This is a genomic window from Actinomadura nitritigenes, from assembly GCF_017573545.1.
In the GTDB taxonomy this organism is placed as follows: Bacteria; Actinomycetota; Actinomycetes; order Streptosporangiales; family Streptosporangiaceae; genus Spirillospora; species Spirillospora nitritigenes.
This window is the reverse complement of the sequence record NZ_JAGEOK010000005.1, coordinates 153679-167044: the sequence shown is the minus strand read 5'-3', so window position 1 is coordinate 167044 and position 13366 is coordinate 153679. Positions and strand designations below refer to the sequence as shown.

Here is a 13366-nt window from a genome sequence, read left to right as displayed (position 1 = left end):
CCGATGTCCCAGAACAGCGCGCCGCTGCTCGACGTGAGCGGCCTGGTCGCCGGCTACGGACGCAAGGAGGTGCTCCACGGCGTCGGCCTCCGCGTCGAGGCGGGCGAGATCGTGACCCTGATGGGGCACAACGGCGCGGGCAAGACGACCACCATCCGGGCCGTCCTCGGGGCCGTCCGCCCGCGCGCCGGGACCGTCCGGATCGCCGGGCGCGACACCACCCGCCGGCCCGTCCGCAAGGCCGTCGCGGCGGGCGTCGCCATGATCCCGTCCGAGCGGTTCGTGTTCCCCGACCTGTCGGTGCACGACAACCTCCTTCTGGGCGCCGCCAACGCGCCGCCCGGCTCCGGCACCGTGCAGCGCCTCGCGACGGTGAAGAAGCTCTTCCCGATCCTCGACGAGCGCTGGAGGCAACCGGCGGGCTCGATGTCGGGCGGGCAGCAGCGGATGGTCAGCCTGGGCATGGCGCTGATGGCGCGCCCCCGCCTGCTGCTGCTGGACGAGCCGTCCCTCGGCCTCGCGCCGTCGGTCGTCGAGACCATCTTCGACCGCCTGCGCTCCCTCGCCGACGACGAGGGGATCGGCGTCCTGCTCCTCGAACAGAACGTCAAGCAGGCCCTGAAGATCGCCGACCGCGCCTACGCGATGCGCTCCGGCCGCGTGATCCTGGAAGAGACCGCGGACGAGATGCGTCAGCGGACCGACTTCTGGGACCTCTTCTGACCGTCCCCTCGGATCGGAGGCCCGGCGGCCCCGCGCGGCTTTGACCTCAAGCGCTTGAGGTGTGTTGTGCTGCTGGACATGAGCACTTTCACCATTCAGGACGTCTCGCGGCGCACGGGTCTCAGCGAGCCGACGCTGCGCTATTACGAGGACGTCGGGCTCGTCGGGCCGGTCCAGCGGGACGAGAGCAGCGGGCACCGCCGCTACGGCGTCGAGGACCTCGACGTGCTGGAGACGCTGGCCTGCCTGCGCGCGGCCGGTGTGGGGATCGACGACATGCGCACCTACCAGGCCAACCGTGCCCGCGGCCGGGCCGCGGCGGGGGAGCAGCGCGATCTGCTGCTGCGGCACGCCGAGCGCGTCGAGGCGGAGATCGCCGCCCGGCGGGCGCGGCTCGGCTACCTGCGCGACAAGGCGGCGCTGTGGGACGCCCGCGACCGCGGTGACGCCGCCGCAGAGGCCGAGGTGATGCGCCGCCTCGTGGAGTCGGTCGACCGCCTGGAGGTCCTGCGATGAGCCGGGTCCTGGTCACCGGCGGGTCGGGCTACCTCGGCACGCACCTGGTCGCCGCGCTGCTGCGGGACGGCAGGGAGGTGCGCACCACGGTGCGCTCGACGGCCCGCGAGGCCGACGTGCGCGCGGCGGTGCGCCGCGGCGGCGCCGACGACGCCGGACTGGAGGTCGTCGCGGCGGACCTGATGGCCGACGACGGCTGGGCCGCCGCGGTGGCCGGCTGCGCGGAGGTCCACCACGTCGCCTCGCCCATCCCGGCCGCCCAGCCCGAGGACCCCGACGAGCTGATCGTCCCCGCCCGCGAGGGCACGCTGCGGGTACTGCGCGCCGCGCGTGCGGCGGGCGCCCGGCGCGTGGTGCTGACCTCGTCCTTCGCCGCGGTGGGATACACGCCGAAGCCGGGCGCCGAGTACACCGAGGCCGACTGGACCGATCCCGGCACGCCGGGACTGGCGCCCTACCCGCGCTCGAAGGCGATCGCCGAGCGGGCCGCGTGGGATCTGATGGGCGGCGGGGACGGCGGCACCGAACTCGTCGCCGTCAACCCGACGGGCATCTTCGGGCCCACGCTGACGTCCGTCCCGGGCTCCTCGATGCAGCTGATCAAGGCGATGCTCGACGGTGCGATGAGCCGCGCGCCCCGGCTGCGCTTCGGCGTGGTCGACGTCCGCGACGTGGCCGATCTGCACATCCGCGCGATGGCGGCGCCCGGGGCCGCGGGCCGCCGGTTCCTGGCCGTCGGCGATGGCCCGGCGCTCGGCCTCCTGGACATCGCCGAGATCCTGCGCCGCGGTCTCGGCCCGCTCGCCGCGCGGGTGCCCACGGAGGAGGAGCCGGGCGACGAGCCGCCGAGGCCGGTCATCCACAACGACCGGGCCCGGCAGGAACTCGGCTGGCGCCCGCGCCCGGTCGAGACGACGATCGTGGAGTCGGCCGAAAGCCTGCGCGACCTCGGCCTCCTGAAGCCGAGCGAATGACGCTTCACGGCGCGGGCGGCTTCGCCCGGACGGCCCTCACCCGCGTCCCACAGCTCGATGAGCTCAGCGGGAGGCAGAGCCGGTCAGACCCAGGTGGGGAGGGCACGTTCGGCGTAGCGGGCGCCGAAGCCGCCGGTGGGCAGGATCTGGGCGATGGCCTGCAGGTCGTCGTCGGTGAGGACGAGGTCGGCGGCGGTGGTGTTCTCTTCGACCCGCTGGGGGCTGCGGGTGCCGGGGATCGGCACGATGTCCTCGCCCTGCGCCAGGATCCAGGCGAGCGCCAGCTGGGAGACCGTCGCGTTCCTGGTGGCGGCCAGTTCGGTGAGCTGCTCGACGGCCTTCAGGTTCTTCTCGAAGTTGCCGGGCTGCCAGCGGGCGTCGCGGTTGCGCATGTCGGTCGAGTCGTAGGACCCGGCGGGCTTGGCGGTGCCGGTGATGAAGCCGCGTCCCAGCGGGGAGTAGGCCACGAACCCGATGCCGAGTTCGCGCAGCACCGGGAACAACTGCTCCACATCGCGTTCGAACAGCGAGTACTCGGTCTGCAGCACCGACACCGGCTGGACGGCATGGGCCTTGCGGATGGTCTGAGGGCCGGCCTCGGACAGGCCGAAGTACGTCACCTTGCCCGCGTCGATCAGTTCCTTGACCGTGCCGGCGACGTCCTCGATCGGCACGTCCGGGTCGACGCGGTGCTGGTAGAGCACATCGATGTGGTCGACGCCCAGGTAGCGCAGGCTGTTGTCGGCGACCTTGCGGATGTTGTCCGGGCGGCTGTTGAGGGCGCCGGTGAACCCGCCGGTCAGGTCGAAGCCGAACTTGGTGGCGATGACCACCTCGTCGCGGAAGCCCTTGACCGCCTTGCCGACGAGGGTCTCGTTGGAGCCGGTGCCGAGGCCGTAGAGCTCGGCGGTGTCGAAGAAGGTGACGCCCAGGTCGAAGGCGCGGCGGATGGCGGCGATCCCCTCCTGCTCGTCGCCGGGGCCGTAGGCCATCGTCAGTCCCATCGTGCCGTAGCCGATGGCCGAGGTGACCAGGCCCTGCCGCCCCAGAGTGCGCTGCTGCATGACCAACCCTCCGTGAAGGAATCGCAAGGAACGAACCAAACCGTTCGGTATGGTCCGGTCCCACCGTACCCACCTCCGCGAGCGAGTCAAACCGAACGGTTCGGTTGGCTAGGGTGAAGGAATGGCCAGCACCGAGTCCGCCCGCGCCGACTCCACCCGGGGCCGGATCGTCGCCGCCGCCCGCGACGAGTTCGCCCGGCACGGAATCGCCGGCGCCCGGGTCGACCGGATCGCGAAGGCCGCCCGCACCAGCAAGGAACGCGTCTACGCGTACTTCCGCAGCAAGGAGGAGCTGTACCAGCACGTCGCGGCCGCCGAACTCGCGGCGGCGGCCGACGCCGTCCATCTGGATCCCGCCGACCTGCCCGCCTATGCCGGGCAGCTGTTCGACTACTTCACCGCCCACCCCGACCGGTACCGGTTCATCACCTGGGGCCGCCTGGAGCTGGCCGCCGTCCCTGACGGCGACCGCGGTCCGTACCACGACGCGGTCCTCACCAAGATCGAGGCCATTCGCCGCGCCCAGGAGTCGAGCGACCTCGACCCCGTGTGGGATCCCGTCGACGTCCTGGCGGTGGTGTCCCAGATCGCGCACACCTGGCTCGACCAGGCCGAACTGGCCGCCGTCGCCCGCCGCGCCGCCGCGGACACGGCCCCGGGCGCGCGCCGCGCCGCCGTCGTCCGCGCCGTCGGCGCGATCTTCCCGCCCGCCCGGCGCTCCTCCTGAAGGCGGGCTGAGAACCGGAGCCTCGGCCCTTGCGGGGGCCGGGGCTCCGGTCGGGGCGGGTCAGCGGAAGGTGTGCTCCATCTCGCCGATGCCCTCCACCCAGGTGCGCAGCGTCTCGCCGGGCCGCAGGAAGCGCTGGGGGCTCCTGCCGAGGCCGACGCCGTCGGGGGTGCCGGTGAAGATCACGTCGCCGGGTCGCAGGGTGATGACCTGCGACAGCTTCGCGATCGTGCGGGGGATCGAGAAGATCAACTTGGATGTGCGGCCGTCCTGCACGGTCTCGCCGTCGATCGCGCAGCCGAGCGCGAGGTCGTCGCGGTCGGGGATCTCGTCGAGCGTGACGAGCCAGGGGCCGATCGGCGCGAAGCCCGGATGGGACTTGGCGAAGCCGAACTGCGGGGCCTCGCCGGTGAACTGGAGGATCCGTTCCGAGAGGTCCTGGCCGGCGGAGAGGCCGGCCACGTGGTCCCAGGCCGCGCCGGCCGCGACGCGGTGGGCCGTCCTGCCGATGACCGCGACGACCTCGACCTCCCAGTCGGTGTGGCCGCCGTCGGGCAGGGCGATCTCGCCGTAGGGGCCGGTGACGGACGAGGCGAACTTGGTGAAGACCGGCGGCAGGTCCTTCGGCGGCTCGAAGCCGGTCTCCGCGGCGTGGTCGGCGTAGTTCAGCCCGATCGCGATCACCTGGGACGGCGCCGGGGACGGCGAGCCCAGCCGGAACGCGTCGATCTCGACGTCGGGCGCGGGGGCGGCGGTGGCCGCCCATGCGGTGAAGGCGTCCCAGTGGTCGTAGACGCTCTGCGGGTCGGGGCCGAAGCGGCCGTCCGAGGCGGTCGCGATGTCCGCGGCCTTGCCGTCGGAGACGATCAGCACGGCCCGGCCCGCGTGGTTGGCGATGCGCATTCGCGTCTCCTTAGAGGCGGCCGTCGATGAGGCCCGTCAGGAGCCGCTCGAAGGTCTCGGGGTGCTCGATCTGCATCCAGTGGCCGCACCGCCCGAGGACGTACAGGTTCGCGTTCGGGATCGCGGCGGCGAAGTACTCGCTCGCGTCGACCGGGATGATCCGGTCGTCGCGGCCGTGGACGCACAGCACCTCGTGGGTGATGGTCGCGAGTTCCTCCGGCGTGAAGAAGCGGCGGGCGCCGTCCGGGTCGAACGACGCCTCGTGCGAGCGGCGGACGTCCTCGCGGTCCACGTAGGCCATCCGCTCGGCCACGACCCGGTCGACCGTGGCGCGCAGGGGGTCGAGGTCGTACACGAACTCGCTGAGGAGGCCCTTGAGGGACTCGGCGCTCGGGCTCGCGTAGAACTCGCGCAGGTGCGTGAGGCCGGGGCTGACCGGCATGTCCGGTGCGCCGCCGCTGCCCATCAGCAGGATCCTGCCGACGAGGCCGGGCCGTGCCAGCGTCATCAGCAGGGCGAGCTGGCCGCCCATCGAGTTGCCGACCAGGTGGACCTTCTCCAGGCCGAGATCGTCCACCAGCGCCAGCAGCGCCTCGGCCCGCAGCTCGTTGAACGGGCCCATGCCGCGCGGCGCGTCGACGGGATGCGAGGAGTCCCCGAACCCGATCTGGTCGGGCGCCAGGCACCAGAACCGGGGCCCGAGATCGGTGATGATCCGCTCCCAGTTGGACAGCCCGGTCGCGCCCGGACCGGAGCCGTGCAGGAACAGCACGGCCTCCGAGCCCCGCTCGCCCGCCTCGTGCAGCCGGAACGCCAGCTCGCCGCCGCGGACCTTGACGGCGACGTCGGACGAGGCGATCACAGGTGCACCTCCGCGAGCTTCTCGGCGCCGAGGTGCCGCCCGCCCCACGCCTTCGCGAGGGGGTCGTCGAACAGGAAGGCGTGGCTCCCGGCCGCGATGGCGTCCTGGAACCTCGTCTGCAGCGGGTGGTCGACGAAGGCGGAACGGCCCGACGAGACCCGCATCAGCTCCTGGACGGTGTCGACCGCCGCGTTCGCCGACCGGGCGACGTCCCAGCGCCAGAAGGCGCGCTGCTCCGGCGACGGAATCCCGCCGCGCTCGGCGTGCTCCATCAGCTCGGAGGCCGTCCTCCTGACCTTCAGCACGGCGGCGTCGAGCTGCCAGGCCGCCTCGGCGAGATGGTCCTGCACGACGGGCTCCTCGCGGAGCAGCTGCCCGTAGTTGGTGCGGCGGGCGCGGGTCTCGGTGACCCACTGGTCGTAGAAGCCGAGGCACGCGCCGAGCGCCCCGGCGGCGATGATCAGGTTGAAGGTGACCGCCCACGGCGTCCGGTACAGCGGCCCGTCGTTGAGCTCCTGGCCGGGCAGCGGCGTGCCGAGGCCGTGCGTGTAGTGCACGTGCGACTGGCCGCGGTGCTCGGGCACGAGCACGCCGTCCACGACGATGTCGTTGGAGCCGGTGCCGCGCAGGCCCGCGACGTTCCAGGTGTCCTCGATGCGGTAGTCCGCCTCGTCGAGGATCACGGACGTGAAGTCGGGGTACTCGGTGCCGTTCACCTCGCGGCGCCCGGCGATGCCGCCGAGGATGACGCCCGAGCAGATCCCGCTGCCGGAGGAGAAGCTCCACCGGCCCGACACCCGGTAGCCGCCGGGGACCTTCTCGATCCTGCCGGTCGGCGTGTAGGACGAGGCGATCCTGCGGCCCGGGTCGTCGCCCCAGACCTCCTTCTGCGTCTCCTCGGGGAACAGGGCGATCTGCCACGGGTGGACGCCGACGACGGACGCCACCCAGCCGGCGGACGCCGACGCGCGGCCGATCTCGATCACCGTGTCGGCGTACTCGGCGAGGTGCGCCTCGCCGCCGCCCCAGCGGGCCGGCTGCAGCGCCCGCAGCACGCCCGTCGACTCGAGCGCCGCGACGGCCGCCTCGGTGAGCTTCCCCTGCTCCGCGCTCGCCGCGTCGGCCGCGGCGAGCGCCGGCGCGGCGGCCCGCGCCTTGTCGATCATGCTCATGGTCATTCCGTCCCGTTCCCGACGAAGGTCCGCACGATCGCCTGGAAGCGCGCGGCCTGCTCGATCTGCGTCCAGTGGCCGCACTTGTTGATCACGTAGAGGTCCGCCTGCGGCAGGTGCTCGGCGAGGTAGTAGCCGCATTCGAGCGGAACGATGACGTCCTGGCGGCCGTGCACCACCAGGGCCGGAACGTCGATCTTCGCGAGGTCGTCCGGCCCGAAGGTGAGCATCTCCGGCCCGAACATCGCCCGGTGCCCGGCCTCGATCCAGGGCCGCCGCACGATCGGCATCCGCTCCGCCGCGACCGCCTCGACCGTGCCGCCGAAGGCGTTCTTGTCGTGCACGAACCGGATGAGCAGGTCGGCCATCGCCTCGACGGTCGGATCGTCGAAGTAGGTGATGAGCTTGATCAGCTCCGGCGTCGGCTCCAGGCCCGGCATGCCGCCCGAGCCCATCAGCACCAGCCCGCCGACGAGGTCCGGCCGGAGCTGGGCGATGCGCAGCGAGTACATCCCGCCCATCGAGTTGCCGACGAGGACGACCTTCTCCAGGCCCAGCGCGTCCACGAGTTCCAGCAGCGCCTCGATGCGGACCTCGGCCTGCGCGGTGAAGCCCTGCGGCTGCGGGTCCGGGTGGCTGGAGTCGCCGAAGCCCAGGATGTCGGGGGCGATGCAGTGATAAGTGTCGCCGAGTCCCTCGATGACCTCCCGCCAGTTGGACCCAGCGGTCACTCCGGGCCCGGAGCCGTGCAGGAAGAGCAGGGCGGGGTCGCCCGGCGTGCCGGTCTGGTTGACGTGCAGGTGGCGGCCCCCGCCGATCGCGACGTCCTCGGTACGGATCGCGGCGGTCATTCGCCCGCCTCCCCGCCGGTGACGGTGCGGAAGATCCCGGGCGGCCCGTCGATGTACGCCTGGGAGCGGTGGTGCCCCCAGATCGACGGCAGGTCGTGGTTGCCCGCGACCCACGTCAGGTCGTCGACGGTGATCCCGCCGTGCCCGTACTCGATCTGCATCGACGACGGGGTCTGCACGTAGATGGAGGTCATCAGGTCGTTGGTGTGCCGGCCGAGCGACAGCAGGATCTCCCGCTCCGGGTCGGCGGTGAACAGGTCGATCGCGGTGCCGAGGTCGTCGAACGACTCGACCTCCAGCATCAGGTGGTTGATCCCCGTCATGCCGGGGATCTCGGCGACCGCGAGGGAGTGGTGGCGGCCGTTGCAGTGGTAGAAGCGCAGGTTGAAGATGTCGCTCTTCACCCGGTCCGACAGCCGGAAGCCGAGCGTCCCGGCGTAGAACGCGTCGGCCCGCTCCAGGTCCGGCACGATCAGCACGACGTGGCCGAGGCCGAGGTCGCCGGTGACGAAGCGGCCGCGCATGGGACGTCCGGGGAAGAACGAGTTCGGCTGCGAGTACTGCCCCCAGACCAGCTCGTGCCGGTTGCCGAACGGGTCGGCGAACCAGTACAGCTCGGCGACCTGGCGCTCCTTGAGCTCCTCGGCGCCGCCGGCGCGCACCTCGACGCCCTTGCCGCGCAGCTCGGCGACGTAGGCGCGCAGCTCGGTCTCGTTGCCGCAGTCCCAGCCGATGTAGCGGAGCTCGTCCCGCTCCGCCGGGTGGACGGCGATCCGGTAGCCCCTGTCGTCGACCTTGACGCGGACCGCGCCGTCCGGGCCGTCGCCGGCGATGACCGCGCCGAGCAGCCGGGTGGCGTAGTCGCGCCACTCCCCGGCCTTCGGCGACGCGATCCCGAGGTAGGCGAGTTGCGAAATCAAAGCATGACCTCCGGTGCGGACGAGTCGAGGAGCGCGGCGCCGTAGTACTGGCCGACGCCGTCGGAGACCAGGAACGCGTGGCCGAGTTCGGCGATGACGTCCTGGTAGAGGCGGTGCAGCGGGTGGTCGACGAAGACGGTGCGGCCCGAGGCGACCCGCATCAGCCTGTTGATCGCGAAGCCGGTCTCCTGGCAGCCCCTGGTGACGTTCCACCGGAGCCGGGCGCGCCGCCGCTTGTCCAGGAACTCACCGGCCTCGGCGGCCTCGGTGATCGTGTCGATCGCGTCGTACATCTTCATGACGGCCGCGTCGTGCACCCATTCGGCCTCGGCCAGGTGCATCTGCATCAGCGGGTCGTCGGCGTAGGTGCCGCCCCAGTTCGCCTTGCGGACGCGGGTGTCGGCCGTCCAGTCGTCGAGGACGCGGCGGGCGAGCCCGAGCATCGGCGCGACCAGCACCAGGTTGAACATGACCGCCCACGGGACCTTGTAGAGCGCGCTCGGGTTGGTCTCCATGCCCGGGGCGGGACGGTCGGGGTTGTACTCGTAGAGCGGGCTGGACAGGAAGCGGCGTTCGGGGATGAAGGCGTCGGCGACGACGATGTCCTTGCTGCCGGTGCCGCGGGAGCCGCGGACGTGCCAGGTGTCGTCGATGGCGTACTGGTCGCGGTACAGCAGCGCGGACCCGTAGTTCGGCACCTCGACGCCCGGCGCGACCTCGACCTTCCCGGCGAACCCGCCGAGGATCACGCCCTGGGCGTGGTCGCAGCCGGAGGAGAACGACCAGCGGCCGTGCACCCGGTACCCGCCGTCGACGGGCTCGATCCTTCCGGTCGGGGCGTAGGAGGACGAGGCGTTCCAGTCCGGGTCGGACTCCCAGATCTCGGCCTGCGTCTCCTCGGGGAAGAGGGCCAGCTGCCACGGGTGCGACCCCATGACCCCGGCCACCCAGCCGGCGGACGGCGCGATCCGACCCAGTTCGTAGACGCTCGTCAGGTGCTCGCGCAGCGTGAGCTCGGCGCCGCCCCAGCGCTTGGGCTGGAGGCCGCGCATCAGCCCGGTCTCGCGCATGTGCGTGAAGGCCCGGCCGGTCAGCGCGCGCTGCTCGGCCGAGAGGTCCTCCTCGGCGCGGAGCTCCGGTTCCAGCCGGCGGATCTCGTCCAGGACGGTCATCGGTGACGTTCCTTCGGTGTGGGGAGAACGTGAGAGCGTGACCGGCATCTCTGTAACAGTCACTACATGGACCGTAGAGCGATCGCTCCAGGGATGGCAAGGGGCGGCGGCAAGATTCTGTGACCGCGCGCACAGTGCCCCGGCGTCCGAGGTGGCTCGCCGGTTCGGCATGTGGGCTGCCGAACCCGGGCAAGATCGGGCCGGGTGAGAGGGGGGCCGGCTTGCGGGCCGGTCTGGTCGGGGTTGCGCTCGGCTGGTGACTGGTGTCACGGTAAAGCTCTGTAGTAATCACTCCATGGAGGAGGTGCTGTGCCGCACACCCCACCCTGGGAGCCGGGCCTGCTCGCGTCCCTGACCGGTGTCGGCCCCGGCCCGAGCGCCCGCGACAAGCGGGTCGCGCTGCGCGCCGCGCTGGCCAGGACCGTGCCCCGGCCGGACGCGGACGGGCCGGGCACGGGAATCGAGCCGCTGGTGCTGCCGGGCGCGACCGACGCCCTCGGCGCCCGGCTCGTCGAGGACGCCGGCTTCGCCGCCGTCTACGCCACCGGCGCCGGGCTCGCGAACGCCGTCTTCGGCCTGCCCGACATCGGGCTGATCTCCCAGACCGAGGTCGCCGACCACGCCGGACGGCTCACCGAGGCGACCCGCATCCCGCTCGTCTGCGACGCCGACACCGGGTACGGGGGCCCGCTCGCGGCGATGCGCACCGTCCGGCTGCTGGAGCGCGCCGGGGTGGCCGGCCTCCAGCTGGAGGACCAGGAGATGCCCAAGCGGTGCGGCCACTTCGACGCGCACGCGCTGATCCCGTCCGGGCACATGCGGACCAAGATCGCGGCGGCGTGCGAAGCGCGCACCGACGACGCGCTCGTGATCGTCGCCCGGACGGACGCCCGGTCCGCGCACGGGATCGACGAGGCGATCGAGCGCGGCCGCGCCTACGCCGAGGCCGGCGCCGACGTCCTGTTCGTCGAGGCGCCCCGGACGGTCGACGAGCTCGCCCTGGTCGGGCGCGAGCTGGCGGGCGTCCCGCTGATCGTCAACGTCGTCGAGGGCGGGAAGACCCCGCAGCTCGACGTGGCGGAGTACGCCGAGCTGGGCTTCGGCGTCGTGCTGTTCGCCAACTACCTGATGCGCTCGATGCACCTCGCCGGGCAGGAGGCGCTGGCGCACCTGAAGGAGCACGGCGAGACCGCGTCCCGCGCCGGCCGGATGGCCGGCTGGGAGCAGCGGCAGAGCCTGTTCAACCTGCCGCGCTTCAGCGCCGCCGAGCGCGCGCTGGACCGGGAGCCGGGGAGCGCGCCGTGAGATCCCTCCCCGGCCTGCCGGTCGAGACCGCGCCGCCCGAGCGCGTCGGCGTCCTCGTCCTCGGCGCGGGCCTCGCCGGGTGCGCCGCGCTGCTGGCCGCCGCCGAGGCGGGACGGTACGCGCTGCTGCTGGAGAAGACCGGCGACATCGGCGGCTCCACCGTGAAGTCGGCGGGCCTGTCCGCGTTCGCCGGCACCGACGAGCAGGCCGGGCAGGGCATCGCCGACTCCGCCGGCCTGCTTCGCAAGGACCTCCTCGACGTCGGGAAGGACCGCAACGACCCGGCGCTCGTCGACCTGTACTGCGAGCACCAGCTGGAGACGTACCGGTGGCTGAAGGACCACGGTGTCCGGTACGGGGAGATCCACGCCGCCTCGGGCCAGTCGGCGCCGCGCAGCCACCCCGCCGACACCACCCGCATGCTGGAACTGCTGCTCAAGGCGGCCGGCGACCTCGGCGCGCGCATCATGCTCGGCGCGCCCGCCCACCGGCTGCTGCACGACGGAGCCCGCGTGACCGGCGTCCGGCTCGCCGACGGCCGCGAGGTACTGGCCGACGCCGTCGTCCTCGCCACCGGCGGGTTCTCGATGAACCCGGACCTGCTCGCCACCTTCGCGCCGCAGATGGAGCACGCGCTCCGCCAGGGCGGCGCCGGCAACCAGGGCGACGGCCTCAAGATGGCCATGGCGCTCGGCGCCGGCGTGCGCGACACCCCGTACATCAAGGGCACCTACGGGCACTTCCACGTCGAGCACCCCGACGAGGACGGCACCGGCATCCTCGCCGTCTACAAGGGCGCGATCGCGGTCAACCGCGAAGGCCGCCGCTTCGTGGACGAGTCGCGGAACTACAAGGAGATCGGCGACGCCGCGCTCGCCCAGCCCGGCGTGACCACCTGGCAGGTCTTCGACGCCCGGACGATGGCCCTCGCCAACGACGAGGTCCCGATCTACGAGTTCGCGGGACGCGAGCGGGCCGGGATGCTGCTGAAAGCCGGCACGATCGCGGGCCTGGAAGCCGAGATCGGCCTCCCCGAAGGTTCCTTGCGGCGCACCGTCGCGGACTACAACGCCGCGATCGCGTCCGGACGGGAGGACGCGTTCGGGCGCGTCCACCTGTCCGGCGGCGTGGGGGAGCGGACGCCGATCGACCGGCCGCCCTTCTACGCCCACCCCTCCGGCACCGTCGTGCTCGCGACGTACTGCGGGCTCACCGTCGACACCCGGATGCGGGTCCTCGACTGGTGGGGCGAGCCCATCGGGCGCCTCTACGCCGCCGGTGAGATCACCGGCGGATTCCACGGTGCCGGCTACATGACCGGCACCTCCATCGGCAAGTCCGGCGTCTTCGGCCGGATCGCCGGCCGGAACGCCGCCGGCGAGGAGAGCGAGCTCCAGTGGTGACGTCCGCCTTCCAGCTGACCGGCCAGGTCGCCCTGGTCGTCGGCGTGGCCCCCGGCGGCCTCGGTGAACGCGCGGCGCACGCGCTCGCGGACGCGGGAGCGCGGACCGCCGTCGCCGACCTGCCGTCACGCGCCGCCGGCCTCGCCGCCGCGGCACGCGACCTCGGGGCGAGCGCGCACGAGGTCGACGTCACCGACGAGGCGTCCGTCGCCGCGCTCATCCAGGACGTCGTCGCCGCGCACGGGCGGCTCGACATCGTCGTCAACGCCGCGGGCGTCATGCTGCGCAAGCCGTACGACGAGACCACGGTCGAGGAGTTCGAGCGGGTCGTCCGGGTCAACCTCACCGGGACATGGCTCGTTGGACGCGAGGCGGGCAAGGCCCTCACCCGGCAGGGGAGCGGCGGCCGCATCGTCAACCTCACCACCGTCTACGCGGAACGCGTCGGGCCCGTCCCCGAATCGGCGTACTACTCGTCCAAGGCCGGCGTCGTGAACGTGACGCGGGCGCTGGCCGCCGAACTCGGCCCGCACGGCGTCAACGTCAACTGCCTGGCGCCCGGCGTCTTCTACCCCACCCAGATGACCGCCGCGCTCGGCGCCGACCCCGACCGCCTGAAGTGGTTCGGCGAGCGCACCATGCTCGGCCGCCTCGGCGACCCGGCCACCGACTTCGCCGGCCCCCTGCTCCTGCTCGCGAGCCCCGCCGCCTCGTACATGACCGGCCAGGTCGTGTACGTCGACGGCGGCTGGTCCGCCTGGTAGCCGTTCCCTC

Annotated in this window: 14 protein-coding genes; 7 read left to right on the top strand and 7 right to left on the bottom strand. The window is 72.6% G+C overall.

All coding sequences use genetic code 11. The features are described from left to right. Nucleotides 1-3 precede the first annotated feature (3 nt). From J4557_RS08945 to J4557_RS08935, 3 genes are all read left to right on the top strand, one after another. Entirely contained in the window at nucleotides 4-723 is a 720-nt protein-coding gene (locus tag J4557_RS08945; protein WP_208265974.1) for an ABC transporter ATP-binding protein, read from the top strand. A 78-nt stretch (nucleotides 724-801) separates the two neighbouring features. After that, nucleotides 802-1239 carry a MerR family transcriptional regulator gene (locus J4557_RS08940; RefSeq protein WP_208265973.1) on the top strand — a complete coding sequence of 146 codons (438 nt, stop codon included), beginning with the start codon at nucleotides 802-804 and terminating at the stop codon, nucleotides 1237-1239. After that, the gene (locus tag J4557_RS08935; RefSeq protein WP_208265972.1) at nucleotides 1236-2213 is read left to right on the top strand and encodes an NAD-dependent epimerase/dehydratase family protein; all 978 of its coding nucleotides are present in this window, start codon (nucleotides 1236-1238) and stop codon (nucleotides 2211-2213) included. Before J4557_RS08940 ends, J4557_RS08935 begins: the two co-directional genes overlap by 4 nt. 83 nt (nucleotides 2214-2296) lie before the next feature. On the opposite strand, the gene J4557_RS08930 is transcribed toward J4557_RS08935, so the two are convergent. Then, nucleotides 2297-3277, bottom strand: a complete 981-nt coding sequence (locus J4557_RS08930; RefSeq protein WP_208265971.1) for an aldo/keto reductase — start codon at nucleotides 3275-3277, stop codon at nucleotides 2297-2299. Between the two features lie 121 nt (nucleotides 3278-3398). On the opposite strand from J4557_RS08930, the gene J4557_RS08925 reads away from it, so the two are divergent. Next, nucleotides 3399-4004, top strand: a complete 606-nt coding sequence (locus J4557_RS08925) for a TetR/AcrR family transcriptional regulator (RefSeq protein ID WP_208265970.1) — start codon at nucleotides 3399-3401, stop codon at nucleotides 4002-4004. Nucleotides 4005-4064: 60 nt separating this feature from the next. Here the strand turns inward: J4557_RS08925 and J4557_RS08920 are convergent, their stop codons facing one another. The 6 genes from J4557_RS08920 to J4557_RS08895 are packed head-to-tail and all read right to left on the bottom strand — an operon-like array spanning nucleotide 4065 to nucleotide 9884. Further along, complete coding sequence (locus J4557_RS08920; RefSeq protein WP_208265969.1) at nucleotides 4065-4907, bottom strand: fumarylacetoacetate hydrolase family protein; 843 nt, start codon at nucleotides 4905-4907, stop codon at nucleotides 4065-4067. A 10-nt stretch (nucleotides 4908-4917) separates the two neighbouring features. Next, nucleotides 4918-5769: an alpha/beta fold hydrolase gene (locus J4557_RS08915; protein WP_208265968.1), complete on the bottom strand. Its 852-nt coding sequence runs from the start codon at nucleotides 5767-5769 to the stop codon at nucleotides 4918-4920. Continuing rightward, nucleotides 5766-6941, bottom strand: a complete 1176-nt coding sequence (locus tag J4557_RS08910; protein ID WP_208265967.1) for an acyl-CoA dehydrogenase family protein — start codon at nucleotides 6939-6941, stop codon at nucleotides 5766-5768. Before J4557_RS08910 ends, J4557_RS08915 begins: the two co-directional genes overlap by 4 nt. Before the next feature lie 2 nt (nucleotides 6942-6943). Then, complete coding sequence (locus tag J4557_RS08905; RefSeq protein WP_208265966.1) at nucleotides 6944-7792, bottom strand: alpha/beta fold hydrolase; 849 nt, start codon at nucleotides 7790-7792, stop codon at nucleotides 6944-6946. After that, a complete protein-coding gene (locus J4557_RS08900) occupies nucleotides 7789-8712 on the bottom strand; it encodes a VOC family protein (protein ID WP_208265965.1) in 924 nt (307 codons plus the stop codon). The genes J4557_RS08905 and J4557_RS08900 overlap by 4 nt, the downstream gene beginning before the upstream one ends. Continuing rightward, nucleotides 8709-9884, bottom strand: coding sequence for an acyl-CoA dehydrogenase family protein (locus J4557_RS08895; protein WP_208265964.1), 1176 nt, complete (start codon nucleotides 9882-9884; stop codon nucleotides 8709-8711). Before J4557_RS08895 ends, J4557_RS08900 begins: the two co-directional genes overlap by 4 nt. Before the next feature lie 309 nt (nucleotides 9885-10193). Here J4557_RS08895 and J4557_RS08890 point away from each other — a divergent pair, with 309 nt between their 5' ends. Genes J4557_RS08890 through J4557_RS08880 form a run of 3 tightly spaced genes read left to right on the top strand, consistent with a single transcriptional unit; the run spans nucleotide 10194 to nucleotide 13356 of the window. Beyond that, nucleotides 10194-11189, top strand: coding sequence for an isocitrate lyase/PEP mutase family protein (locus tag J4557_RS08890; protein WP_208265963.1), 996 nt, complete (start codon nucleotides 10194-10196; stop codon nucleotides 11187-11189). Next, on the top strand, nucleotides 11186-12592 hold the full coding sequence (locus tag J4557_RS08885) for an FAD-dependent oxidoreductase (RefSeq protein ID WP_208265962.1): 1407 nt from the start codon (nucleotides 11186-11188) through the stop codon (nucleotides 12590-12592). The genes J4557_RS08890 and J4557_RS08885 overlap by 4 nt, the downstream gene beginning before the upstream one ends. After that, complete coding sequence (locus J4557_RS08880; protein WP_208265961.1) at nucleotides 12586-13356, top strand: SDR family NAD(P)-dependent oxidoreductase; 771 nt, start codon at nucleotides 12586-12588, stop codon at nucleotides 13354-13356. The genes J4557_RS08885 and J4557_RS08880 overlap by 7 nt, the downstream gene beginning before the upstream one ends. The last annotated feature ends 10 nt before the right edge of the window (nucleotides 13357-13366 follow it).

Bases quoted from the DNA above. Each gene is read 5' to 3' on its own strand.
- J4557_RS08945 (WP_208265974.1), top strand. From the start codon at position 4: ATGTCCCAGAACAGCGCGCCGCTGCTCGACGTGAGCGGCCTGGTCGCC.
- J4557_RS08940 (WP_208265973.1), top strand. From the start codon at position 802: ATGAGCACTTTCACCATTCAGGACGTCTCGCGGCGCACGGGTCTCAGC.
- J4557_RS08935 (WP_208265972.1), top strand. From the start codon at position 1,236: ATGAGCCGGGTCCTGGTCACCGGCGGGTCGGGCTACCTCGGCACGCAC.
- J4557_RS08930 (WP_208265971.1), bottom strand. From the start codon at position 3,277: ATGCAGCAGCGCACTCTGGGGCGGCAGGGCCTGGTCACCTCGGCCATC.
- J4557_RS08925 (WP_208265970.1), top strand. From the start codon at position 3,399: ATGGCCAGCACCGAGTCCGCCCGCGCCGACTCCACCCGGGGCCGGATC.
- J4557_RS08920 (WP_208265969.1), bottom strand. From the start codon at position 4,907: ATGCGCATCGCCAACCACGCGGGCCGGGCCGTGCTGATCGTCTCCGAC.
- J4557_RS08910 (WP_208265967.1), bottom strand. From the start codon at position 6,941: ATGAGCATGATCGACAAGGCGCGGGCCGCCGCGCCGGCGCTCGCCGCG.
- J4557_RS08905 (WP_208265966.1), bottom strand. From the start codon at position 7,792: ATGACCGCCGCGATCCGTACCGAGGACGTCGCGATCGGCGGGGGCCGC.
- J4557_RS08895 (WP_208265964.1), bottom strand. From the start codon at position 9,884: ATGACCGTCCTGGACGAGATCCGCCGGCTGGAACCGGAGCTCCGCGCC.